The sequence below is a fragment of the Thiobacillus sp. 65-1402 genome, from assembly GCF_001897685.1.
GTDB lineage: Bacteria > Pseudomonadota > Gammaproteobacteria > Burkholderiales > Thiobacillaceae > Thiobacillus.
Window position 1 is genome coordinate 25,127 of record NZ_MKUG01000131.1, and the last position, 24,500, is coordinate 49,626.

Below are 24,500 nucleotides of genomic sequence, written 5' to 3' on the forward strand. Positions count from 1 at the left end.
CATGTCCTTATGTAAATGCCGGTTGGCGCATCAATGCACCAGTTGGTTCATCTCGAAAATCGGCAGCAGGATCGCCAGCACGATCACCAGCACCACCGCCCCCATCGCCACGATCAGCAAGGGCTCCAGCAGGCTGGTCAGCCCCATCACGCGGTTTTCCATTTCCTGGCTCTGCTGCGCGGCGGCGCGCTCCAGCATGTGCGCCAGGCGGCCGCTCGCCTCGCCGCTGGCGATCATGTGCACCAGCATCGGCGGAAACAGTTTGGCAGCGGCGAGCGCGCGGGAGAGGCTGCCGCCTTCGCGCACCTTGCGCGCCGCCTCCTCCACCGCCTGCCGCATCGGCAGGTTGTTCACCACCCCGGCGCCGGCCTGCAGCGCCGCCAGCAACGGCACCCCGCTGCCGACCAGAATGGCCAGCGTGCTCGCCAGCTGCGCGCTGTTGACGCCGCGCACCAGCGCCCCCGCCAACGGCAGCCGCAGCAGCCAGCGGTGAAAACGCAGGCGCGGCTGCGGCCGGGCGAGCGCGCGCCGCGCCGCCCACACCGCCGCGCCGGTCGCGGCCAGCCACAGCCACCAGCTGGCGCGCAGAAAATCGCTCACCCCGATCAGCGCGCGCGTAAGCCACGGCAGGGTCTGCTGCGTGTTCTGGAACACGTTCACCACCTGCGGCACCACGTAAGTCAGCAGGCCGAGCACCACCGTGCCCGCCACCAGCGTGACGATCGCCGGATAGACGAAGGCCAGCCCGACCTTTTGCCGCAGCGCCTGGTGCGATTCGGTGTAGTCGGCCAGCCGCTCCATCACCTCGCCCAGCCGCCCCGACTGCTCGCCTGCCGCGACCAGGGTGGCGTACAGCTCGGGAAACACGCGCGGATATTTCTGCAGTGCGCGCGCCAGCGAATGTCCCGCCAATACCTCGGCGCGCACACCGGCCAGTACCTGGCGCTGATAATCGGTATCGGCCTGCTCGATCAAGGCGTTGAGCGTCTGCTCCACCGGCAGGCCGGCGGCCAGCAGGGTGGCGAACTGCCGCGTGACCAGGCAGAGCTGCGTGCCGGACAAGCCGCGCCGCCAGTGCCAGCGGCTGCCGCCGTGCCCCATCGACGCGTCGGACACGCTCGCCACCTCGGCTGCCAGCCAGCCCCGCTCGCGCAGCCGGGCGCGCAACTGGCGCGCGGTGTCGGCTTCCAGCACGCCCTTGTGCAGACGGCCGGCGGCATCGTAGGCCTCGTAGCGAAAGGCAACCATGCGTCCGCCTCCCTCAGCTCTCGCGCGTCACGCGCAGCACTTCTTCCAGCGCGGTGTCGCCGGCACGCACCCAGCGCATTCCGTCCTGACGCAGGTTGACCATGCCATGCGCCATCGCATAGGCGCGCAGCGCCTGTTCGGCGGCACCGTCGTGAATCATGCGGCGCAGCGTTTCGTCGACAGTGAGCAGTTCGTATATCCCGGTGCGGCCGCGGTAGCCCGTCGAATTGCAGTTGGGGCAGCCCGCTGCCCGGTACAGCGGCCCATTCAGGGCGGGCTGCCCCAGCACCGCGATTTCCCTGTCGCCCGCTTCGTGCGGCTGGCGGCACAGCGGGCACAGCCTGCGCACCAGGCGCTGGCCGAGCACGCCCAAGAGGCTCGACGCCAGCAGGAAGGGCTCGATCCCCATGTCGATCAGGCGCGTCACCGAACTGGCGGCGTCGTTGGTGTGCAGCGTCGCCAGCACCAGATGGCCGGTGAGCGAGGCCTGCACCGCGATCTGCGCGGTCTCCAGGTCGCGGATCTCGCCGATCATGATGACGTCCGGATCCTGCCGCAGGATGGCGCGCAATGCCCGGGCGAAGCTCAGGTCGATGCGCGGATTGGCCTGGGTCTGGCCGATGCCGTCGAGGTCATACTCGATCGGATCCTCCACCGTCATGATGTTGAGCGCCCCGGCGTCAAGCCTTGAGAGCGCCGCATACAGCGTGGTGGTCTTGCCCGAGCCGGTCGGCCCGGTCACCAGCACGATGCCATGCGGCCGGTGGATCAGTTCGTCGAGCCCGGCGAGCGCGGGTGGGCTCATGCCGAGCCGTCCCAGTTCCAGCTGCCCCGCCTGCTTGTCGAGCAGGCGCAGCACCACGCGTTCGCCGTGGCCGGTAGGCAGCGTCGACACCCGCACGTCGACCGGTCGTCCGGCCAGGCGCAGGGCGATGCGGCCGTCCTGCGGCAGGCGCTTTTCGGCAATATCGAGCTGCGCCATCACCTTGATGCGCGACACGATCGCCGCATGCAGCGCGCGCTTCGGCTCGATCACGTCGCGCAGCGCGCCGTCCATGCGGAAGCGCACCACCGAGCGCGTCTCGAACGGCTCGATGTGGATGTCGGACGCATTCTCGCGCAGCGCCTGCGTCAGCAGCGCATTGATCAGGCGGATGATCGGCGCGTCGTCCTCGCTTTCCAGCAGGTCGGCCACCTCGGGGATGTCCTGCGCCAGCTGCCGCAGATCCATCCCCTGCTCCATGTCGTCGACCAGATCGGCCGCCTGGTTTTCGCCGCGCGCATAGGCCTGGGCCAGGACCTGCTCGAACTGCTCCGGCGTCAGCACCTGCGGCTGCAACGGACATTTCAGGATGCGCCGCACCTCGGCGAGCGTCGTCGACTCGGCCCCCTCGCGCAGCCATATCTCCATTTCATCGCCGACGCGCCGTCCCGCCACCACCCCGCGCATTCGGGCAAAACCGTAGGGCAGCAGCGTGGCAAGCTGCGGATCCGGGACGGGGAGCGCGGATGTGTCCATGGCGTTCATCGGGGTGCCGGCGATTGCGGCTGGTCGGCGGGCACGGGCAGCGGCGGATTGGCCAGCTCGGGCAATGGGCTCATCTGCATGTCGGGTAGAATGAAATGCGGCTGCATACGGAACTCGGCCTGCTTCTGGCGGATGAAGTCGTAGCGTTCGCCGGTCATCGCATCGGCGCTCACCGTGTCGCGCAGGACGTGTGGCCGCAGGAACACCATCAGGTTGGTTTTCATGCGCTTGCGCTTTTCCGACTTGAACAGATGGCCGAACAGCGGGATGTCGCCCAGCACCGGAACCTTGTCGACGCCATCCTGCATGCTGTCCTGGATCAGGCCGCCGAGCACGATGATGCGGCCGTCGTCGACCAGCACCGTGGAATCGATCGAGCGCATGTCGGTGATCACGTCGGTCGCCGTGGTGGTCGGGCGCAGGCTGGAAATTTCCTGGTAGATCTGCATCTTGATCGATCCCCCTTCCGACACCTGCGGACGCACCTTGAGCGTCAGCCCGACGTCGCGGCGTTCAATGGTCTGGAACGGGCTGGGCGTCGTGGTGGAACCGGTCTGCGCATACTGGCCGGTGATGAACGGCACGTTCTGGCCGACGACGATTTTCGCCTCCTCGTTGTCCATGGTCATCAGATTGGGCGTCGACAGGATGTTGGCATTGGCGTCCGACTCGAGCGCGCGCGCCAGCACGCCGAGATTGAGTACCTCGCCCAGGCCGGGGATGTTGATCGTTCCGCTGACGACGCCGATGTTCAGCCCCTGCCCCACGGTGCCGAGGTTGGCCGCGGCGTCGATGATGTTGCTGCCGGTGTTGCGGCCGCCGAGGTTGGTGCCGCCGATGAAGTTGGTGCCGCTTTTGCGGATGTTGCTCAAATCCTGCCACTGGATGCCGAACTCGGCCGCCTTCTCGGCCGTGATTTCCACCACCAGCGCCTCGACGAACACCTGTGCGCGGCGCGCATCGAGCTTGTCGATCACCGCGCGCAGGGCGTTGTAGGTCACGTCCGGCGCGCTGATGACGAGCGAGTTGGTGGCCGCGTCGGCGAGGATCATGCTGCCGCCCGCGGCGCCGGAAACCGGCGCGATGGCCGGCGCCGGGCTGGCGGACGGCGCGGCGGACGGCGTGGTGGCCGCCGCGCCGGCACGCTCCAGCGCGGCCGGCGCCTCGCCTGCCAGAATGCCGCGCAGCGTCTCGGCCAGCTTGGTCGCTTCCGCATTGCGCAGGTACACCACATGGATGTGGCCGCCCGCCGCGCCCGCCACATCGAGGCCGGCAACCAGGCCGCGCAGCGTCTGGATGCGCGCGGGGTTGTCGCTGCGCACCAGCAGCGAATTCGAGCGCACGTCCGGCACGATCGTCAGCCGCGCGCTGCCCGGCTGCCCCGCCGCCGCTGCGCCGTCGTTCATCAGCCGTCCCAGCGACTGCGCCACGTCGACCGCCGACACATGATTCAGCCGGATCAGGGCGGCGTCGTTCGCGCCCGGCTGGTCGACCGCCGCGATGATCGCGTTCAGGCGCCGCACGTTGTCGGCGTAGTCGGTGATCACCAGGGTATTGCTGCCGGCGAGCGCCGCGACGGCATTGTTGGGGCTGATCAGCGGCCGCAGGGCCGCCATCAGCTGGGCGGCGGACTCATACTGCAGCGGGTACACCTGGGTGACGATGCGGTCGCCGCTCTCGTTGATCTGCTTGCCCCGGGTCACGCTGAAATCCTGCTTGGCGTCTCCCTCCGGCACGATTTTCACCATGCCGTGGCTCTCGATCGCGGCGAAGCCCTGCATGCGCAGCGCCGACAACAGGATCGGGTATACCTGGCTGCGCGGCACCGGCCTGGCCGAGGTGATGATCACCGTGCCCTTGACGCGCGGATCGATGACGAAGTTCTTGCCGGTGAGTTCGCCCACCGCCTTGATCACCGAGGGGATGTCGGCATTGACGAAATTGAGCGCCACCGGATCGCGCGGAGCCTGGGCCTGGGCCTGCACGGGGGACCAGGCCAGCGCGATCAGCAGCGCGCCCAGGGTGAGACGGCGAGACAAGCCCGATCGTGTTTTATTCATGTCGTTCATCGTTTCACTGCAGCCTGTAAGAAAGAATAAGCGGCCTGCCCTGACGCTCGCCCACCACGCTGAGGCGCTGCACGCCTGCCGTGCCGGACAATTGCCGCGCGAAATCCTGCATGCTGGCAACCGGCATGCCATTGACCATGCGCAGCGTGTCGCCGCTCTGCAGGCCCAGCCGCGCCGCCAGCCCGTCGCCGGCCACCGAGGTCAGCAGCAGGCCGGACAGCGGACCGCTCTCGACGCGCGCCTGCACCCCGAGCCTGCCCGGGTCGGCCAGTGCCTGCTCGAACTCCCGGCGCGTGACCGGCATATCGCCATCGCCCGGCGTGAGCGGCCGCCCCAGCGCATCCAGGTCGAGGCGTTCACGCACCCCGCGGTTGAGCAGAATCAGGTGGTCGGGCGCGATCGCATCCAGCACCACGCCCGGCACGACCTCATCGCCGAGAGCGACCGCCCGATCCTGTCCGTCCCCGCCTACAATCGCCATCGCCTTGCCGCCCAATGCGGCAAACACCCCGCGCAACTTCAGGTCAAGCGCGGTCGCCTGCTCGGCAGGCGCATCCGTCCGCCCCTGCGCCGCGCCAAACAGATGCGCCGCATGCAGCGACGCCAGCGACGCCTCCGGGACGCTGCCGGCGCCCGCACTGTTTGCCGGCAGCGGCGGCAGCGGCGCGGCAAAGCGCCAGGTCCAGTGCGCCAGCGAGGCGGCCAGCCCCAGCAACAGCAGCAGATTCAGCGGCGCGCCCAGCCAGGGAATGCGGCGCAATGCGCCTACCAGGGTGTCAAGCGACATCGCGTTCACCCCGGAAACCGCAGCTGGGCGCGCACGCTGCCGGGCGGCTGCCGCAAACATCGCGGGGCCGGACATGACGCGGGAAATCTTTCACTGCCCTACTCCTCAATGCCATAGCGCTTGACCTTGCGCCACAAGGTCGATTTGTCGATGCCGAGGATTTCCGCTGCCAGGGCACGGTCGCCGTGCGTCTCGCGCAGGGTCTTGCGGATGAAATAGGCTTCCACCTCGTCCAGGCTTTGCGGCGGCAGATAGTCGAGGGCGCGGCCGCGCGGATCCTTCTGTTCGGTCAGTCGCGACGGCAGCACGGCGGTGTCGATATGGTCCGCTTCGGCGAGAATGATCATGCGCTGAACGATGTTTTCCAGTTCGCGCACATTGCCGGGCCAGTCATAGCGCATCAGCGCGCCGAGCACGGCGGTGCTGACGCCGCCGATGTGCTTGCCGAGGCGCAGCGTATGCTTGTTCAGCAAGTAGTAGGTCAGGAGGGCGATGTCTTCGCGCCGCTCGCGCAGCGGCGGGACGCTGATCTCCATGACCGACAGGCGATAGAACAGGTCTTCGCGGAACTGGCCGGCTTCCACCAGCTCGGGAATCTGCCGGTTGCTGGCGGCGATCACGCGGACGTCGACATGAACCGGTTCGGTGGCGCCGGTCGGATAGAAGCTGCCATCCTGCAGCACGCGCAGCAGCTTGGCCTGCAGGGCCATCGGCGCATTGTTGATCTCGTCGAGGAACAGGGTGCCGCCGTCGGCGATCTCGAACAGGCCGGGTTTGTTGCGCTCGGCGCCGGTAAACGAGCCCTTGCGGAAGCCGAACAGCTCGCTTTCAATCAGGTTTTCCGGGATCGCCGCGCAGTTGATGGCGACGAAGGGCTTGCCGCTGCGCTTGCCGCGCTGATGGATCTGGCGCGCCACCAGTTCCTTGCCGCAGCCGCTTTCGCCGAAGATCAGCACACTGGAGTCGTAAGCGGCGGCGGCGTCGATCAGACGGTCGACGCGCTCCTTCGCCTGGGATTGGCCGATGATTTCGCCGCTTTCCTCATAGGCACGGGTTTGCCGGCGCAGGCGCTGATTCTCGGTCGAGATCAGGAAATAATCGAGCGCCTTTTCCACCACGGAGCGCAGCTTGATGGTGTCGAACGGTTTCTGGACGTAATCGTAGGCGCCCTCCTTGAGGGCGTCGACGGCCGACTCGACGGTGGCGTAACCGGTAACCAGCACGACCTGGGTCTGCGGATTCCGCGATTTCACGAACTTGAGCAGTTCAAGGCCATCGGCGCCCGGCATGCGGAGATCGGTGAGAACGACGGCGGCGTCGTTGTTCTCGAGAAAATCCATCGCCTCGTGCGCATTCTCGGCGCTGGCCACCCTGAAGGCCATCGACGATTCTGCCAGCACGGCAAGGATCAGCTCGCGCATGTTGCGGTCGTCTTCGGTGACGAGAATGGTCGGCATGGCGTCGGTCATAGCGGCGTCCTTGCCGTCGTCGCGAAGGACGGGGGCATCCTGTTTCATGATTTTGCACGCTCCAGATCGACTGCCGGAATCCTGACGGTGAAGCACGCGCCTTCGCCATGCGCGGCATCGTAAGCGATAAAGCCGCCACGTTTCGTGACGATTGCCTGGCTGATGGACAAGCCGAGCCCGGACCCCTGCCCCACCTCCTTGGTGGAAAAGAACGGGTCGAACAAGCGGTTGCGGATATCCAGCGGCACACCCGGGCCGTTGTCCGCAATGGAGATGGCGGCATAGGTGTCTTCCATCCAGGTGCGCACGACGATGCGCGGCGACGGCGTTTTGTCGAGCGCGTCGATGGCATTGACCAGCAGATTGCTCAGGACGATATCGAGCTGGCCGCACCCGCCCTCGACAATCAGGAGCCCTGGGCACAGATCCAGCACGATTTCTATACGGTAGCGCTTCAGCCTGCAGTTGATGAAGGTCTCGATCAGCTCCCGTGCCAGCTGGTTCAGGTCGCAGGTCTCGCCGCTGCACTTGTCCTTGCGCGCGTAGTCGAGCAATTCCTGCACCACATGCGAGCAGCGCTGCGTCTCGTCGGCGATGATGCGGGCATATCCCGCCAGCTTCGGATGCTCGGCCGCGCCCCGGTCGAGCAGTTGCGCATAGCCGAGGATGTTGCCGAGAGGAGTATTCAATTCGTGCGCGACGCCCGCCGCCAACTGGCCCATCGCCACCAGCTTCTCACGCGTCGCGACGCTCTCCATCAGCTGCCGGTACTCGGTGATGTCCTGCAGGATCAGCACGCCACCCATGTCGTTTTCCTCGTCGCTGTAGAAGGCGAGGTTGAGCGAGAAAAAGCGCTTGCCGCCGCCGACGTTGAGCGCGATTTCCTGATTGCGGATGGCATGCTTGTAAAGAAATGCGTCGCGCAGCAGTTCGCGGTCGCGCTCGTTGATGTCGAGCAGCTCGAACAGGTTCGCGTCGATCAATCCACCCGGCCGCACGCCGAACAGCGCGTCCGCCTGGCGGTTGGCGATGGTGACGCGCAAATCGTCGGCCAGGCTCAGCAAGGCGCCCGGCAGGCTCTGCAGAATGGTGTTGCTGCGGTTGCGCTCGTTGAGAAAGCGCCCCTGGCATTCCTCCACGGTCTGAAACATCAGGCGCAGGGTGGCGATCGTGGTGTTGTATTCCGGGATGAGATGGCCAACGCTGGTCCATGCGTGAGGCTCGACCGGCGTCGGCTCCAGCAGGCCTTCGCGCGCGCGCAGAATGCCAAGCTCGAGCCGCCTCAGCGCGGCCCGTTCGCCGCGCAGGCGCACCGCCAGATAGGCCAGCACGGCGCCGGACAACCAGAGCAGGTGCGGCTCGTCCCGGAACGGGCCGAGCAAGGCATACAGCGCGCCGAGCAACAACGCAATCGCGGCCGGCAGCGGGTAGCCGGGAAAGTACGGGATCGAGGGGCGCCGGTTGGCCGTCCCCCGCAAGCTCAGCGATTTGATGGCGACACCTCTTGGCTGTTTGATCGACGCATCACAAAAAAGCACGGCCGCCAGTCACCCGGCGGCCGCATATCACGACGGCGAGGGACCGATCAGAAAATGAACTGCAGCCCGAGCGTAGCCTGATTGTAATCCTGCAGCGCCGGGTTGGTCGGATGCTGGGTATCGAAGGCGATGTCCGCGTATTCGAAGCTGATCTTCAATCTCTGTCCGTCGAGATAGTAGTTCGCGCCCACGCTGTTCCATTTCTGGTCGTAGTACTCGGCGCCGCCGGTCGTGATGCCGTAATCGGACTTTTCGTGGCGCGCGAAGAACTGCAGGCGGCCGGTGCCGACCTTGTTGGGCAGCATGTAGCCGGCCTTGACGTAATAGCCCTTGAGATCGGCGCCAATCGGCAGGCTCGGGTCGGGCGACGCGGTATTGGTGGCGCCGCCGGTGTCGTATTTGAAGCTCGCGCCGGACAGCGTATAGACCCCGCTCGTGGTCGGATATTCCATGAACGCGTCCACGGTCCAGGCCTTGTAATCCTTGATGTCGCTGCGCGCCAGATAGTTGCCGTAGACAACGTCTTTCTGCATGTCGTAGCCGGCGCCGATGGTCAGCACCTTTTTCGTTCCCAGATAGGTTCCCAGGTAGCCATAGCTGAATTCCGGCTCCCAGAAGCTGTAATGCACGCGGCCCGTCAGACGGGGATTGTCCTTGGCCACGTCGTTGCCTTCGCGGCCGTCGGCGATCATGAAGCGATACTGGAACTTGGCATCCATCAGGTTGCCCCAGATCGCCAGGCCGGTGTCGCGGCTGCCGCCGAACGGCGTGTAGGCAAGCGCTTCCGCACGGTCCAGCGTCAGCGGCTCAAGGCACGCCTCCAGGTTCTCCCGCGAGAAGGTGTTCTTGAAACGGCCGACAATGAAGCGCAGGTCGTCGCGGTAGTCCAGCGTCACATACGCATCGCGGTAATAGACGCTCTTGTCGTCGTTGCCGAGCTTGCTGTCGTTGCCGGCCTCGATCTGGGCATAAAACCCCACGAAGTCGTTGTACTGGCCGGAAAAGGTCAGGCGGTTGCGGCGCAAAAAGGCGTCGTTCGACGAGCCGTTATCGGTTGCCGAGGTGAACCCCTTGTGCTGCAGCCAGCCTTGCAGGGCATAGGTAAAGGTAAGCGAACCCTGCTCGCCGAACTCGATAGTGGGGCCGGCAACCGCGCTCAGCGGCAGCAAACCGGCGAGGAGACCAACCGCACGGGCGCGGGACAGTGAAAGTTTCATATTATTTCGCTCCAGGAATGGTGTGGTAAGCGCCCTGCACCTTGGCAAGATCGCCCTTGTGGCAGCTGCCGCAGGCGTCAGCCGTGTTGTCGCGAGGCTTGGCGAGCATCTTCGCGTGCGCCACCTCCTCCTTCATGATGCGCGAGTTCCCCTTGTGGCAGCCCACGCACGAGTTGTTCACCTTGGAATGCTGCGCATGCCAGGGCGCCTTGGCGGCATCCATCTCCGGCGCAGCGGCGCGCTTGCCGTTATGGCACTTGAAGCAGCTCGACGCCCCCAGGCCGCAGGCATTGGCGAGCGCAATCGGCGACAGTTGCGCCACCCCCTCCGCCAGCGCCACCGTTGCCTCACCGCCCCAGCCCGCGGCCACTTGCCCGGCCGAGTCTTCAGCGTGCCGGCCGGCCAGACTGGCGAGCATTGCGACCCCCAGACCCAGCAGCGAGAGCATGACACCGCCGCGCCAGATTTTCCCCAACAGACCACCCCTACCTTGGTTGCGCTTCATCTTCCCTTCTCCTTTGCTCGTCACGCGTTGCGGGAAGCCCGTCCAGCCCATCCAGACGGACACCTTCCGACTGCTTAAACCGGGCGGCCCATGCCTTGCTTATCTCCGCCTCGCTCGTGCCCGTGGCACACGTACACGCCAGCGCCTTGCCGCGGTACTTGAGCCTGGGCTGCCCCGGCTCGGCCGCATCGATGGCCGGTGCCGCCAGCAGCAGGGCAAGGGCCATCGCAGTGACTACGCCAGTTGGTCGCATGGGTTTCCGGTCCCCTTTCGTCATATCGACACCCAAACTTAAGCACGTATCGTGCCTGTGTTGATTATTCTTTTATAACAAGATCTTACAAAAAACTGCCCTGCCGATCCGATTGCACAGCAAGCGGAACAAACCGCAATCTTTCAAATTGCAATCGCACGGGGCCAGCGCCGGGCTGCAGCCGGCCCCCGCTGCCACCGCTCCGGCACGCCGCAACGGGGACGCTCATTCCGAAGGCGCCGCCGCCGTTGCCAGGGCAGGCCAACCCCAGCGAACAACGATGCAAGGGCCATGCTCAAGGCTCCGCCCCGACCTCGAGGCGCAACAGCTCATAGCGCGTTGCCACGGCCTCGTCGAGCGCGCGCCGCAACAGCGGCAGCGCCGCTGCCGGCAACTGGTCGGCGCGCCCCAGCGCATCGCGGTAGATGCGCTCGTAATGCTCGGCCGGCAGCACCCGCACGACCAGTTCCACGCGCCAGTCGCCGCCCGCTGCGTTGAAGGGCTGCCGGAAATCGCGCGCTTCCCCGGCGGCAATGCGGGTATCGGACAGCTCCTGCGTGATCGGCGTGTCGACGTTCCAGCCGATGACGTGGCGCCCCAGTTCGACGCTGCCGCCATCGACATCGCGGCGGTAAAACGCAAGCTCGACCTTGGGCACCATGTAGGTCGGGAAATGGTGGCCGGCACCGCGGTTGCGGACGTTCGCCCGCGCCTCGTAGCGGCCGCCGCCGAGCGCTTGCAGTTTCAGCGACACCTCGATCGCGCGCCGCGTCATTTCGGGGTCGTGAATGCCGCGCCAGCGATGCTGGCGATCCGGCATGTGGCAAGACTGGCAGGTCTGCTTGCCGGCCCCCTCCTTGGCATACGGGCCGGCAAGCCATTGCCGGTAGGTGTCTTCCAGCAATTTGCCGGCGATGCGCGGGCCGCTGTCCGGAAACTGGTGGCAATGCGCGCAGAAGCGGCTGTCCTGGAAGGCCTCGGCCACCACGAAGCCGCCATGCGGGCCGTCCTTGACCGCCTCGTTGCGCGGCGGCGGACCGAAGCGCCGGTGCCCGCGCACGTGGCAGGCGGCGCACACCAGGCCCTGATGCCCCAGGTCGGAGGGGACGAAATCCGGCGGCGGCTGCTTCGGCGCGTTCGGCCAGCCATGCTCCAGCGCCAACAGCGCCTTCTGTTCGGCCAGCGGCGTATGGCAGCGCAGGCAGCGGTTGCCCTGCTCCTGGTCCATCAGCATCAGCTGCCAGCGCAAGCCGGGGCCCATCGCTTTGCTGTGCAGGCTGGTGCGCCAGGCCGCGTACTGCTCGGCGTGGCATTGCCCGCAGGCCTGCGGATCCAGCGACGCCTCCAGCGGCGAGAACGCCGCCGGAGGCGTGCCCTGCGGCGGCATCGGCTCGGCCCAGTGGCGTTGCAGAAAAGCCTCGGCCGCAGCCTCCGGCTTGTTCCCGCAGCCCGCCAGCAGCGCGAGCGCGCAGGCCGCCAGCAGCCGCAGCGGACCCGCATGCGAAGTGAACTTCAACATCCCTGACTCCATGAAAAAAGCCCACGAGAGTATCGTGGGCCAGAGGAGGAGTAGCAATAGTTCAGACGCTTGTCAGCCGCCGCACGGGTTCGCTGCCGGCGCACGCGTTCCGGCGGTCGGAATGGTCTCGCCGTACTTGTAGGCCTTGTCGGCGTTGACGATGGCATTGGCCGAATTGGCGTACGCGTCGGTGATGTAGCGCTGGGCCACCAGCGTGTTGCTGGTTGCGGCGCGGTAGAAGGACTTCACGTCGGTGCGCCACGGCGAATTGTCCGGCAGGATCGCGTTGCCCGTCGCATCGGTCATGACGCTGCCGCCGGTCAGCGAGTTCCATTCCACCATCGCGCCGTCGTAGAAACGGGTCGGCTTGCCGAGGATGACTCCGCTGGCCACGCCGGTGATCATCGCACGGAAAGTCGTCTCGCAATAGGCGTAGACGGTGTCGCCGTCCTGGTAGGCGTTGCCGGCCCCGACCAGCGTATAGTCGGCGCCGACGAATCCAACGCCCTGGGCGTTGGTGCCGCCTGCCAGCAGCGCGGCCAGTTCCGCCTTGGGCCGGTAGGCGAAGCCCTTGGTGGAGTCGAGCATGTGCGTGTACTGGAGCTGCAGCGTGCCCCACGGGTGCCCCTGGCGCGAGCCGCTGTTCTGGAAGGTCCACATGTAGTTGGCCGGGTTGAGCGGCACGCAGTATGCGGTCGCACACGCCTGAGTGCCGGCGAGATCGGAATTGGTGTCCTCGCCGAGTTCAACCATTTCGCCGGCGCTGTACTGGCCGAGGCTGCGCGCATCCCAGATGAAGACGCCGTCGTTCTTCACGTTGCTGTCGCCCGACGGAACCACCGCGGCCAGCAGATCCTGCACCGTGGCCTGCAGCTGGGTGTTGTCGACCAGCAGGTCCTTGACCGAGGCGTGGCCGGTGTTGGGCGCCACGCTCGCAGCTACCTGGAAGTCGCCAGCAGCCATGCCGTTGCCGTTGATCCACTGGTTGCCGCCGTTGAGGATGGCCAGGTTCTTCTTGTCCACGCCCCAGTAGCGCAGCGCATACCAGATGCGGCCCTGCGCCATCGCATTGCTGGTGCTGCCGGTGCCCATGGCGGCGACGATCATGTCATTCTGCGGATCGATGTTGAATTTCTTCAGCAGCGCGTCCATGCTGGTGCCGTCCGGCACCATGCTGGGCGTTTCGATCACGCCGTTGCTGCGCGTCTGGATCCAGTCGCTCGACGGCGACAGATAGGTGAACACGTTGGTCCCGTTCGGCTTGATGTATTCGGCGCCCGCCGGGCCCGCCGAAGCCTGCAGGATGATCAGCTTGCCGGTAACCCCCGCCGGACGGTTGGCGAGCCAGTTGTCCTTCCAGCTTTTCAGCGTCGCTGCGGTGATCAGGCCGTTGACGTTGTTGTCGTAATTATCGTCCGACACCTGGGCGATCGCCGCCGGCGTATTGACCGGGATATTCTTCACCGGGGCGGTCGTATCCTCGCCGCCTCCCCCGCCGCAACCCTGCAGGCTCAACACCAAGGTCAGCGCCGCCAGGCCGCTCCATCCCCTATTCATCTGCTTGTTCATCCAGAATCCTCCATCCATTTTCAAGCCCGCGCCAGCCTTGCCAGTTGGCAAGGCGACGCACCCATAGCGGCCGGCCCGCTGGAGACACGTGAAAACCCGGCCCCAGTCATGCGCGACCTCTACCGCGACCATGGCCGCGGGCAAAACACTTTCAATCCAGCGGCGCTTTCAGCACCACCGGCATCCAGTCCTGTTGCAGCGCATCGAGCAATGCGCCGTAATCGTCCACGTTCATTTCCCGCACTTGCGCACCGGCGGCGCGCAAGGCTTCGGCCAGGCCCGGCATCGCCGGCGCCGCCGCGGGATTGACCAGCAAAACCCGTTTTCCCGTGCTCATACGCAATACACCACATCGTTGTCGATGATCTGCCGCGCCAGCGTCGCCAGCGCGTCCTCTCCGCGGTCGAGTTCGGCCACCGGCACGTCGGCGAACTCGAGCGCCTCCATCTGTTCGGCCACCTCGCTCCCCCCCGGGAGCCTGCCCCATGCGGCGATGGCGACCGCGTCGTCCAGCAGGGTCAGCCCGCTGGCCATGCGCAGCGCCTCGGCCGGCTTCTGCACCGCCACCATCAGAATGCGTTTTTGATCTGCCATGTCGCGTCCTCAGAAAACCAGAACCTTGTCGCACTTCTTCACCAGTTCGGCATCCTGGTACTGGCCGCCGACGACGACGAAGTCGGCGAGCGAATTCAGGTCGAAGCGTCCCTCGGCATAGCGCTCGGCGCTGTGTTCGCACAGCGCGACGCTGTTCGGGCGCGCCCGGGCGCGCCCAACGAAGCCGACGTCGGCGAGCAGGTTGACGCCGGTGTCGGTGAGGAAGCACTGCGGGTCCCAGCCGCGCGCGATCGCGGCGTCGAGCAGGCCGTTGGCGTGCACGAGGTAGCGCTCGTCGGTGATGACTATGCCCAGCTGCATCGCTCAGGCCTTCCTGATCTTCCAGACGAAGGAGCCGCCGGCGTCCTGCCGATCGATGAGGTCGCTGCCCTCGGCTTCGCACATCGCCATGATCGACTCGCCCGACGAGGGGTTGTCGAATATCAGCGACAGCACGTCGCCGCTCTCGATCTTCTGCAGCGCCTTCTTGGTGTACATCTGTGGGTGCGGGCAGGTGTAGCCGCACACGTTCAGCTCCCATTCGTGGTCGCCGGTCTTGTTGAAACTCATGGCCATGGGGTTTGCTCCTTAATCCAGTGTGTCGAAAATCCGTGGGCGCGCCCTTACAGGCCGCACTCCGATCCCTTGCGGGCGGTGCTCCAGTCCATCCACCAGGTGAACACCTTGACGCCGATGTAGGCGCCTATCGTCATGCCGATCAGGAAGACCCAGCCGCTGGGGTCGCCGTTGGTCACGGTGGCGAAGAAGGCGCCGATGTTGCAGCCCATCGCCAGGCGTGCGCCGATGCCCATCAGCGTGCCGCCGACGATGGCAAAGAAGGCGGTTTCCCAGCTCGGCAGTTTCCATTTGAATTCGCGGCGGGAGAGCGCCATGATGGCGGCGCCGAGAATGATGCCGATCGACATGAAGCCGGGCGCGTTCAAGAGCGGGTTCGGCAGGCCGTTGTCGAGGCCGAAGAAGATGCTGTCCATGCTGTCGATGCCGAGCTTCTGCATGATCCAGCCACCCCACTGCGCCTCCTGGGTGGTGATGTACCAGTAGCCCGGGTCGAACACGGTGTCCTGGATCGACAGGCCGCTGGTGTAGCCCATCGCCACCAGCAGTTCGCCGAAGTTGAAGATGCCGTAGTGCTCGCGCAGCGCGCCGGTCACGTACATGTGCAGGCCGGCGAGGATGCCGAGGCCAATGCCGGCCAGGGCGGTATTCTTGGATGACGTGCACATGGCCCACATGCCCGCCAGTTCGTCGCGCAGCGACGGGCTGGCCTTGCCGGAACGGCGCAGGTAGCCCTTGCGGTAGTAGAGGACATACAGCGCGACCAGGATGATCATGACCGGCAGGATCGCGGTCAGCAGCGTGTTGGCCAGGATGATGCCGCGAGCGGTCTCGGCCATGCCCAGCACCTCGGCCATGGTGGTGCCCTTGAGGCCCCAGATGTAGCCGGCGGTGAAGATGTCGAACCAGCCCTGCGTGATCGTCAGCTCGGCCGGCATGTCCTGGGCCGCGGCAGCGTCAAGCCACGACTGCGGCACCAGCGCATCCCACCAGCCGCTGGCGCTGACGACGATGGCCTGCGAGAAGGAGATGGCGAGGATCACCAGCATCGAGTTCATGTTGCCCTCGCCCGCCTTGTAGAGCGAGCCGGACGCACAGCCGCCGGTGAAGACGATGCCGAAGCCGAAGATCGCGGCGCCGATGACGATGTGCCAGCCCATCGCGTTGGGATGGAAGGTGCTGAAGCCGGCCAGGGAAACAACGGCGGCCACGACCGCATACAGCGCCACCGCGATCATCACGCCGACCGCCATGCGCGGCACCTTCACCGCAAACAGGTCGCGCACCGCCGACGCCATGCAGAAGCGGCCGTATTGCAGCAGAGCGCCGTAGGCGAGGCCGAACCAGACATAAACCAGCAGGTAGGCAAAGCGCGTGTCCTGCGCCAGCGCCCACAGCGAGCCAAGGGCAACGAACAGGAAAACCCCCATCGCCTGCACGCTGCTCTTGCGGAGCAGCCAGTGCGTTTCGGTTGCGATACTCGTCGACGCTACATTCACTCACACTCTCCTCAGTCAAACCGACGGCCCCGGCAGGCCGCCCGACAATGTCTACAAACCCTTGCGCAGGTAAACCCGCCAGCAACCGGACTCCCGCACCGCGGCGAGATGCGTGCAGCCAAGCGTCTGCGCCAATGCAGGAAACCCCTCGACTGCCGTGGGGTTGTCAAGCACCACTTCGACGACCTCCCCCGGCCCGACTTCGCTCAACACCTTCATGGTCAGCAACTGCGGCCGCGGGCACATGGCCCCCAGGCAATCGACCGCATGCACCACATGCACACGCCCCAAGCCGGGAACATCGACGTCCTTGACGACCGGGCTGCTCGTGCCGGCTGGCCGGTCATGAAACAGATCGAGCAAACTGGCAACGTGCACACCCATCCTCCGCTTGGCGACACGCAGTATTAAGCACGTTGCGTGCCAAATTGATTTTTCCTTTGTAAACATAGCGTTGTCCCAATCGGTGATTTTCGGGTCAATGAAAAATGCAACGACACCGGTTTTCGGGTTTGACACGGGTGTCTTTTGCAACAGACAAAATTGTCCGTGCCTTCGCAATCTCCACGGCATCGGCCCGAGGCGGGCCTCCTGCACCGGCGTGGATCTGCGGGCTCAAACGGCATCCTCTGCGGGAGCGGCGCCTCGCCACGATTGCTGTGGCGCCGTGGCGCCGCGATACGGCATACGCCTCCCGGTTTCCGCCCATGGCGGACAGGACTCCTGCAGCGCAAACCGGGCCCTCTGCGGCCTAGGGCCGGGCTGGCGCGTTTCGATGGGCGACCGGCCGATTCGCGCGCTTGCTCAAGGCGCGGGAAGTCAGACGGCCAGCCGCCGCCAGGTCGCCACCACCGTATCCGGATTGAGCGAAATCGAGCCGATCCCGGCGGCCACCAGCCAGTCGGCCAGATCGGGGTGATCGCTCGGGCCCTGGCCGCAGATGCCGATGTATTTGCCGTGGCGCTTGCAGGCGGCAATGGCCTCGGCCAGCAGCTTCTTCACCGCCGGGTTGCGTTCGTCGAAGCCTTCGGCCACCAGCCCGGAATCGCGGTCGATGCCGAGCGTGAGCTGGGTGAGGTCGTTGCTGCCGATGGAGAAGCCGTCGACGTACCGCAGGAAATCGTCGGCCAGCAGCACGTTGGAGGGAATCTCGCACATCATGATCAGGCGCAGGCCGTTGTCGCCGCGCGCGAGGCCGTTGGCCGCCAGCAGGTCGACCACCGCCGCGCATTCCTCGACGGTGCGCACGAAAGGGATCATCGCCTCGACGTTGGCGAAGCCGAGCGTTTCGCGCACCTTCTTCAGCGCGCGGCATTCCAGCTCGAACGCCGGACGGAACAACGCCGACACATAGCGCGCCGCGCCGCGCAGCCCGAGCATGGGGTTCTCTTCCTTCGGCTCGTAACGCTCGCCGCCGACGAGATTCGCATACTCGTTGGACTTGAAGTCGCTCAATCGCACGATCACCGGCTGCGGCCAGAACGCCGCCGCCAGCGTGGCGATGCCCTCGGCCAGCTTGTCGACGTAGAACGACACCGGGTCGGCGTAGCCCGCTGTGCGCCGCTCGATTTCGTCGCGCACCTCCGGCGTCTGGCCGGCAGGGTCGAGCAGGGCCAGCGGGTGCACGCCGATGGTGCGCGCGATGATGAACTCCAGGCGCGCGAGGCCGATGCCGTGGTTCGGGATCTGCGCGAACTCGAAGGCGCGCTCCGGATTGCCGACGTTCATCATCAGCTTCACCGGCGGCTCGGGCAGCGCCTCGTTCGCCAGCGCCTCGACCGTGAACGGCAGCCTGCCCGCGTACACGTAGCCGGTGTCGCCCTCGGCGCACGACACCGTCACCGTCTCGCCATCCTGCAGCACCGCGGTCGCCTCGCCGGTGCCCACCACCGCGGGGATGCCCAGTTCGCGCGCCACGATCGCGGCATGGCAGGTGCGGCCGCCGCGGTTGGTGACGATCGCCGCGGCCCGCTTCATCACCGGCTCCCAGTCGGGGTCGGTCATGTCGCTCACCAGCACATCGCCCGGCTGCACGCGGTCCATTTCCGCCGGGCTGGCGATCACCCGCACCACGCCGGTGCCGATTTTCTGGCCGATGGCGCGGCCGCTGATACGCACCTCGCCGGCGGCTTCCAGCGCATAGCGCTCGCCGCCGCTTTTCTCGCGCGCCTTCACCGTTTCCGGCCGCGCCTGCACGATGAAGAGTTCGCCGGTCTCGCCATCCTTGGCCCACTCGACGTCCATCGGCCGGGCATAGTGGCGTTCGATCTGCATCGCCTGGCGCGCCAGCTCCAGCACTTCGGCGTCGCTCAGCGCGAACTGCCGGCGCAGTCCCGGCGGGGTCTCCTCGACCGCGGTGGCGCCGTCGCGCCACACCATGCGGATGGCCTTTTCGCCCAGTTCGCGCCGCACCACGGCGGGGAAGCCCTGCGCCAGCATCGGCTTGTGCACGTAGAACTCGTCCGGGTTGACCGACCCTTGCACCACGGTTTCGCCCAGCCCGTAGGCGGCGGTGATGAACACCACGTCGCGAAACCCGGATTCGGTGTCGAGCGTGAACAGCACCCCGGCCGCGGCGAGGTCCGAGCGCACCATGCGCTGCACCCCGGCCGACAGCGCCACCTCGGCATGGTCGAAGCCGTGATGCACGCGGTAGGCAATGGCGCGGTCGTTGTAGAGCGAGGCGAACACCTTTTTCACGTGCGCCAGCAGCGCGTCTTCGCCGCGCACGTGCAGATAGGTTTCCTGCTGGCCGGCGAACGAGGCGTCGGGCAGGTCCTCGGCGGTGGCCGACGAGCGCACCGCCACCGATACCGCATCGCCGAGAGCCGCATAGGCGGCGCGCAGGCCGCTTTCCAGCGCCGGCTGCAGGCTGGCCGCTTCCACCCAGGCGCGGATCTCCGCGCCGGCCGCGGCCAGCGCCGTCACGTCCGCCACGTCGAGCGCCGCCAGCCGCGCATGGATGCGCGCGCGCAAATCGTTATGATCGAGAAAATCCCAGAACGCCTGGGCCGTGCTGGCAAAGCCGCCCGGCACCTTGACCCCCGCTCCCGCCAGATGGCGGATCATTTCGCCGAGCGAGGCATTCTTGCCGCCCACGCGCGGCACATCCGCGATCGACAAGGCATCCAGCGGCACAATATAGTCAGCAGACATAGGTGGGCTCCATGAATGATTGCAGCGTATTTTGCGTGTCCGACCACACCGGCGTGACGGTCGAAGCCGTCGCCAAAAGCGTGCTGGCGCAGTTCCCGCGTCTTGAGTTTAGCCTGATTACGCTGCCCTTCGTCGACAGCGCCGGGAAAGCCCAGGCCGCCGCCGCACGCATTGCCGCCGCGCCCCGCGCCCTGGTGTTTTCCACGCTGACCGACCCTGCGCTGCGTGCCGTCTTGCGCAGCGCAGGGGCGGGGCTGTTCGACGTGTTCGAACTGCTCGCTCCCGCCGTCGAGACCGCGCTCGGCCAGAGCGCCACCCCCAGCGGCGGCCGCACCCACGGCATGGCGCCCGACTACGAGGCGCGCATGGACGCCGTCAACTTTGCGCTCAGCCTGGACGACGGCCTCAGCCCCGAGCGCCTCGGCCAGGCCGACCTCATCCTGGTCGGTGTCTCGCGCGTCGGCAAAACCCCCAGCGCGCTCTATCTCGCCCTGCAATACGGCCTGCGCGTCGCCAACTATCCGCTCACCCCGGACGACCTTGTCCATCCCGTGCTGCCCGGCGTTCTGCTCGCCCACCTGCCGCGGCTGCGCGCCCTGACCCTGTCGGCCGAGCGCCTTGCCGCCATCCGCCAGGTGCGCTACCCCGACAGCCGCTACGCCAGTCCGCAACAATGCCGCGAAGAGCTGGTTGCCGCCGAAACGCTCTTCAGACGCCATGCCCTGCCCGTCCTCGACACCACCCGCATGTCGGTGGAGGAAATCGCGGCGCGCCTGCGGTACCCCTGAACGGCGCCGGCCGGCTGCCCGCCCGCTCTCAAGTTTTCCGCCCCCCGGCCGTTTGAACAGTCGTCTTGGCGTCGATGCAGCCTGCGGTGCGCATCCCCGCCCTTGTTCAAACACCAGGAGTTTTCAGATGTCCGGCCATTTTTCGAACCCCCGTTCACGCGCCGCCGCAGCAGGTTTGCGGACGGCTTGACGACCGCAAGCACCGGGAATTTCGCCCGAGAAATCACAGTTTGAGCAACATGCATACCGAGATCGCCGCCCCTGCGAAGGCCGGGCGGCGTCCGGCCCGTCCCTCAGCCTGGCAGCGCGCGCTGTTCGCGGGTTTCGTCAGCCAGTTGCTGCTGATCCTGTTCGTTACCGCCATCGGTCTGCAGCAGCTCAGGATGACCGCCGACAACCTCGGCACGGTTGTCGATGTCCACATGCGCAAGCTGAGCCTCACCAAGACCATGATGACCGCCGCCCGCGAACGCACGCTCAGCATGCTCAGGCTGGCCCAGAGCGACGACCCGTTCGAGCGGGACGGGTTTATCATGCAGTTCGACGCGGGCGCTTCGGCCTTTGCCAATGCGCGGATAGCGCTGCTGAACATGCCCCTGAGCAGCCGCGAACGCGAGCTGATCGCCCTGCAGGGACGGTTGACCGGCATTGCCCAGCAGATTCACAACCGGGTTGCCGACACGTTCCGCAACGACGTCGGCCGAAAAGCCGAAGAACGCATCCTCGCCGATGCCATTCCGGCACAGAACAATGTTCTGGACGTGCTCGCGCAACTCGACGCGGAAACCCAGAAAATCGCGCTGGCGGCCAGCCGCGAGGCGCACGAGGCGCACGGGGTGGCGCGTTTCTGGATGTATCTGTTGTCCGGCGTTGCCCTGCTGCTGGGGATCTTCGTCGCTGCAGCCGTCATTCATTACACCAATCGCGCCAGCCGCGAACGCGAACATCTCGCCACCCACGACACCTTGACCGGCCTGCCCAACCGCATGCTGTTCATGGACCGCCTGGAGCAGGCGCTGGTGCGTGCGCAGCGGCGCAAAACGTTGGTGGGCGTCATGTTCATCGATCTGGACCGCTTCAAGCGCGTCAACGACACCCTCGGCCATGCCATGGGCGACACGCTCATCAGCGAGGTGGCCGGGCGCCTGCTGGCCGCCACGCGCGCCGAGGACATCGTGGCGCGGCTGGGCGGCGACGAGTTCGTGGTGGTCATCGATGCCGCCAAGGTCAAGCATATCCTGCAGGTCGTGGAAAAAATCCTGGCCGTGGTAGGCAAGCCCTACCAGATCGCCGGGCGTGAGATTTTTGGCAGCTGCAGCATCGGAGTCAGCGTCTATCCGAACGACGGCGCCGACTCCGGCAGCCTGCTGAAGAATGCCGACACGGCGATGTACACCGCCAAGAACGGCGGCAGAAACCGCTTCCAGCTTTACGACACGGCGATGAACGCCATGGCGGAAGAAAGGCTGCAACTGGAAACCGAGCTGCACTATGCGCTGCAGCGCGACGAATTCGTGCTTCATTACCAGCCCCAGCTCAACCTGGAAACCGGGCGCATCCACGGCGTCGAGGCGCTGATCCGCTGGAACAACCCGCACAAGGGTCTGCTCGGCCCGGCTGTTTTTCTGGAACTGCTGGAAGAGTCCGGCGGGATCGTCGGCATCGGGCGGTCGCTTTTGCTTGCGGCCTGCCGTCAGACCGCAAGCTGGCACGCCGCCGGGTTCGCCGACCTGGGGGTTGCCGTCAACATTTCCAGCAAGGAATTCTGGCACCCATCGCTGCTCGCGAATGTACGCGACGCGCTAGCGCAATCCGGCCTGCCTGCGCAATCGCTGCAGCTCGAGCTGACCGAAGGCATTTTCATGGAAGACGTCGACGCGGCCGTGGAGAGAATCCTCGCCTTGAAGGCGCTGGGAGTCGCCGTGGCCGTCGACGACTTCGGTACCGGCTATTCGTCATTGGCCCACTTGAAGCGCTTCCCGCTCGACGTCCTGAAAATCGACCGCTATTTCGTCAAGGACATTGAGCACGCCCCGGTCAACGAAGCGCTCATCGGTTCGATTCTCGCCCTGTGCAAGGGGCTGGATCTCGGCACCGTCGCCGAAGGGGTGGAGAACAGGGAGCAGCTCGAATCGCTGCGCAAACTCGGCTGCAACATCGTGCAGGGCTATTTCATCAGCCGGCCGGTTGCGGCAGAGCAGGTCATCGCGCTGCTGGGCCGCGACTGGCTGCGGGAGTTCGGCCAAGCTTGAGGCGCACCCCGGCAGCGCAAACCGCCTATCGCCTGCGCTGCCGGGCGGCCTCGAATACCGCCACCGCCAGCGCGGCCGACGCATTCAGCGACTCGATCCTGCCCGCCATCGGAATCTGCGCGCTCAGCTGCGCCGCGCCGCGCACCGCGGCGGACAGCCCCGCGCCTTCGTTGCCGGCGACGAGGGCAAGCGGCCCGCCGAGGTCGAGCGCATAGAAATCGCTGTCCTCGGCCGGAGCGAGCGCGACGCTCTGGCCGGCAAAGCCTCGCAGCCACGCCACCAGATCCGTCCCCAGCCGCATCGGCAGCACGAACTGCGCGCCCTGTCCGCCGCGCAGCGCCTTGGGCGACCAGGGATCGTGGCAGCCCTTCGACAGCACCGCCAGCGTCGCCCCCGCCGCTGCGCCGGTACGCAGCATGGCGCCGAGATTGCCGGGATCCTGGATGTCGTCCAGCACGATGACGAGCGGAATGCCGCCCGACGGCGCCGGCGCGAGCCAGGCCGCTTCGGCGAGCAAGCCGGTCGGCGTGGCGACCGGCGCGAGCTCGGCAAACAGCGCGTCGGGCAAGACGATGGCCTTGGCGCGGGAACAGCGCGCAGCCAGCTGCGCGCCCCGCTCCCGGCCGAACGAGGCGGCGCGTGCCAGCGTGTGCGGCTGGCCGCCGGCGTCGAGGTAGGCCGCCAGCAGGTGCTCGCCGTCGAGTAGCGTCATCTGCGCCTCGCGCCGCGCGCGGGCCGACTCGGCGAGCTTCTTCAGCCGCTTGAAGATGGGATTGTCGCGCGAAGTAATGGGCATTTCGGTCATGCGCCGATTATCCGCGATTCATCCGGCAAGCTACACTCACACGATGCGCATCGCCCTCATCACGCCGTATGGCCGCGAACACCGCAACGGCAACTGGCACACCGCCGCACGCTGGGCGCATTTCCTGCGCGAGGCGGGCCACACGGTGCGGGTGCAGGTGGAATGGGATGGACGCGCGGCCGACCTGATGCTGGCGCTGCATGCACGGCGCAGCTTCGCTTCGATCCGCGCCTTTGCCGAGCGCTTTCCGAGCCGTCCCCTGTTGCTGGCGCTGACCGGCACCGACCTGTATCGCGACATCCGCGAAGACAGCGACGCCCGGCAGGCGCTGGAACTCGCGCACCGGCTGATCGTGCTGCAGGATCGCGGGATCGACGAGCTGGCCTCGCATCTGGCCGCCAAGGCGCGGGTGATTTACCAGTCGTCGCCCGACATCGACCGCCAGCCCTCGCCTGCCCACACCTTCGAGGTACTGGTGATCGGCCACCTGCGCGCGGAAAAAGACCCGTTCCGGGTGGCGCTAGCGACGGCCTATCTGCCCGAACACTCGCGCATCCGGGTGACGCATCTGGGCAGCGCCCTGAGCAAGGAGATGGCCGACACCGCGGCGCTGGCGCAAAGCAAGCTGCCGCGCTGGCACTGGCTCGGCGAGGTGCCGCACAAGACGGTGCTGAAACGGCTGTCGCGCGCGCAGCTCATGGTCATCCCATCGGTGATGGAAGGCGGCGCCAACGTGATCTGCGAGGCCCTGGCGGCGGAGGTGCCGGTGCTGGCTTCGCACATGCCCGGCAACGTCGGCATGCTGGGCGAGGATTACCCCGGGTATTTCCCGGTGGGCGACGCAAGGCGGCTGGCCCGGCTGATGGCCATGGCCGAGACCGACCCCGATTTCTATGCCGATTTGCTCGGCCACGCGCGTGCCCGGCGCAGCCTGATGCGGCCGGAACAGGAAGCCAGCCGCTTGCGGCAGGCGGTGGCGGAGTTCGAGCAGCGCACGGGGTGACGGTCAGCTGTCGGCAAACAGGATGCCGAACAGGCGCGCGCGTTCGGCTGCGCTCAGGCCGCGCAGCACCCGCACCGCTTCGTGCGCCACCCGTGCGTCGCGCGTGATCGAATATTCGACCGCCA

At 66.5% G+C, this 24,500-nt stretch carries 21 protein-coding genes; 3 read left to right on the plus strand and 18 right to left on the minus strand.

The genetic code is table 11. The features are described 5' to 3' along the window. Window positions 1-30: 30 nt before the first annotated feature. The 17 genes from gspF to ppsA all read right to left on the minus strand — a co-directional run bounded on the left by gspF (window position 31) and on the right by ppsA (window position 19,527). A complete protein-coding gene (gspF, locus tag BGO62_RS10540) occupies window positions 31-1,248 on the minus strand; it encodes a type II secretion system inner membrane protein GspF (protein ID WP_296642110.1) in 1,218 nt (405 codons plus the stop codon). 13 nt (window positions 1,249-1,261) lie between these two features. Beyond that, window positions 1,262-2,767, minus strand: a complete 1,506-nt coding sequence (gspE, locus tag BGO62_RS10545) for a type II secretion system ATPase GspE (RefSeq protein WP_296642112.1) — start codon at window positions 2,765-2,767, stop codon at window positions 1,262-1,264. Window positions 2,768-2,772: 5 nt separating this feature from the next. Continuing rightward, window positions 2,773-4,836, minus strand: coding sequence for a type II secretion system secretin GspD (gspD, locus tag BGO62_RS10550; RefSeq protein WP_296642113.1), 2,064 nt, complete (start codon window positions 4,834-4,836; stop codon window positions 2,773-2,775). Between the two features lie 13 nt (window positions 4,837-4,849). Next, the gene (locus tag BGO62_RS10555; protein ID WP_296642114.1) at window positions 4,850-5,632 is read right to left on the minus strand and encodes a type II secretion system protein N; all 783 of its coding nucleotides are present in this window, start codon (window positions 5,630-5,632) and stop codon (window positions 4,850-4,852) included. 98 nt (window positions 5,633-5,730) lie between these two features. Beyond that, entirely contained in the window at window positions 5,731-7,149 is a 1,419-nt protein-coding gene (locus BGO62_RS10560) for a sigma-54 dependent transcriptional regulator (protein WP_296642115.1), read from the minus strand. After that, a complete protein-coding gene (locus tag BGO62_RS10565; RefSeq protein ID WP_296642116.1) occupies window positions 7,146-8,579 on the minus strand; it encodes an ATP-binding protein in 1,434 nt (477 codons plus the stop codon). Before BGO62_RS10565 ends, BGO62_RS10560 begins: the two co-directional genes overlap by 4 nt. Window positions 8,580-8,686: 107 nt before the next feature. After that, window positions 8,687-9,856 (minus strand): selenite/tellurite reduction operon porin ExtI, encoded by a 1,170-nt coding sequence (gene extI, locus BGO62_RS10570; RefSeq protein ID WP_296642118.1) that lies wholly within the window; start codon window positions 9,854-9,856, stop codon window positions 8,687-8,689. A 1-nt stretch (window position 9,857) separates the two neighbouring features. Beyond that, window positions 9,858-10,361 carry a hypothetical protein gene (locus BGO62_RS10575; protein ID WP_296642120.1) on the minus strand — a complete coding sequence of 168 codons (504 nt, stop codon included), beginning with the start codon at window positions 10,359-10,361 and terminating at the stop codon, window positions 9,858-9,860. A gap of 548 nt (window positions 10,362-10,909) precedes the next feature. Continuing rightward, the gene (locus BGO62_RS10580; protein ID WP_296642121.1) at window positions 10,910-12,133 is read right to left on the minus strand and encodes a multiheme c-type cytochrome; all 1,224 of its coding nucleotides are present in this window, start codon (window positions 12,131-12,133) and stop codon (window positions 10,910-10,912) included. Between the two features lie 72 nt (window positions 12,134-12,205). Further along, window positions 12,206-13,702 carry a hypothetical protein gene (locus BGO62_RS10585; protein ID WP_296642122.1) on the minus strand — a complete coding sequence of 499 codons (1,497 nt, stop codon included), beginning with the start codon at window positions 13,700-13,702 and terminating at the stop codon, window positions 12,206-12,208. Window positions 13,703-13,853: 151 nt separating this feature from the next. Then, window positions 13,854-14,039 carry a hypothetical protein gene (locus BGO62_RS10590; RefSeq protein WP_296642124.1) on the minus strand — a complete coding sequence of 62 codons (186 nt, stop codon included), beginning with the start codon at window positions 14,037-14,039 and terminating at the stop codon, window positions 13,854-13,856. Further along, the gene (locus BGO62_RS10595) at window positions 14,036-14,296 is read right to left on the minus strand and encodes a hypothetical protein (RefSeq protein WP_296642127.1); all 261 of its coding nucleotides are present in this window, start codon (window positions 14,294-14,296) and stop codon (window positions 14,036-14,038) included. The genes BGO62_RS10590 and BGO62_RS10595 overlap by 4 nt, the downstream gene beginning before the upstream one ends. A 9-nt stretch (window positions 14,297-14,305) precedes the next feature. Next, window positions 14,306-14,617 carry a hypothetical protein gene (locus tag BGO62_RS10600; protein ID WP_296642128.1) on the minus strand — a complete coding sequence of 104 codons (312 nt, stop codon included), beginning with the start codon at window positions 14,615-14,617 and terminating at the stop codon, window positions 14,306-14,308. A gap of 3 nt (window positions 14,618-14,620) precedes the next feature. After that, window positions 14,621-14,872 (minus strand): sulfurtransferase TusA family protein, encoded by a 252-nt coding sequence (locus BGO62_RS10605; RefSeq protein ID WP_296642130.1) that lies wholly within the window; start codon window positions 14,870-14,872, stop codon window positions 14,621-14,623. A gap of 47 nt (window positions 14,873-14,919) precedes the next feature. Then, window positions 14,920-16,371 (minus strand): YeeE/YedE family protein, encoded by a 1,452-nt coding sequence (locus BGO62_RS10610; protein ID WP_296642133.1) that lies wholly within the window; start codon window positions 16,369-16,371, stop codon window positions 14,920-14,922. Window positions 16,372-16,422: 51 nt separating this feature from the next. Then, window positions 16,423-16,905: a sulfurtransferase TusA family protein gene (locus BGO62_RS10615; RefSeq protein ID WP_296642136.1), complete on the minus strand. Its 483-nt coding sequence runs from the start codon at window positions 16,903-16,905 to the stop codon at window positions 16,423-16,425. A 285-nt stretch (window positions 16,906-17,190) separates the two neighbouring features. Further along, window positions 17,191-19,527 carry a phosphoenolpyruvate synthase gene (ppsA, locus tag BGO62_RS10620; protein WP_296642140.1) on the minus strand — a complete coding sequence of 779 codons (2,337 nt, stop codon included), beginning with the start codon at window positions 19,525-19,527 and terminating at the stop codon, window positions 17,191-17,193. 11 nt (window positions 19,528-19,538) lie between these two features. Between ppsA and ppsR the strand changes: the two genes are divergently transcribed. Both ppsR and BGO62_RS10630 read left to right on the plus strand, forming a co-directional pair. Beyond that, complete coding sequence (ppsR, locus tag BGO62_RS10625) at window positions 19,539-20,315, plus strand: pyruvate, phosphate dikinase/phosphoenolpyruvate synthase regulator (RefSeq protein WP_296642142.1); 777 nt, start codon at window positions 19,539-19,541, stop codon at window positions 20,313-20,315. Window positions 20,316-20,554: 239 nt separating this feature from the next. After that, the gene (locus tag BGO62_RS10630) at window positions 20,555-22,567 is read left to right on the plus strand and encodes an EAL domain-containing protein (RefSeq protein WP_296642145.1); all 2,013 of its coding nucleotides are present in this window, start codon (window positions 20,555-20,557) and stop codon (window positions 22,565-22,567) included. Between the two features lie 25 nt (window positions 22,568-22,592). Here BGO62_RS10630 and BGO62_RS10635 read toward each other — a convergent pair whose 3' ends face one another. Then, complete coding sequence (locus BGO62_RS10635; protein WP_296642146.1) at window positions 22,593-23,372, minus strand: RNA methyltransferase; 780 nt, start codon at window positions 23,370-23,372, stop codon at window positions 22,593-22,595. Between BGO62_RS10635 and senB the strand changes: the two genes are divergently transcribed. Further along, the gene (gene senB, locus BGO62_RS10640; protein WP_296642147.1) at window positions 23,371-24,375 is read left to right on the plus strand and encodes a selenoneine biosynthesis selenosugar synthase SenB; all 1,005 of its coding nucleotides are present in this window, start codon (window positions 23,371-23,373) and stop codon (window positions 24,373-24,375) included. The genes BGO62_RS10635 and senB overlap by 2 nt on opposite strands. Window positions 24,376-24,500: the final 125 nt, after the last annotated feature.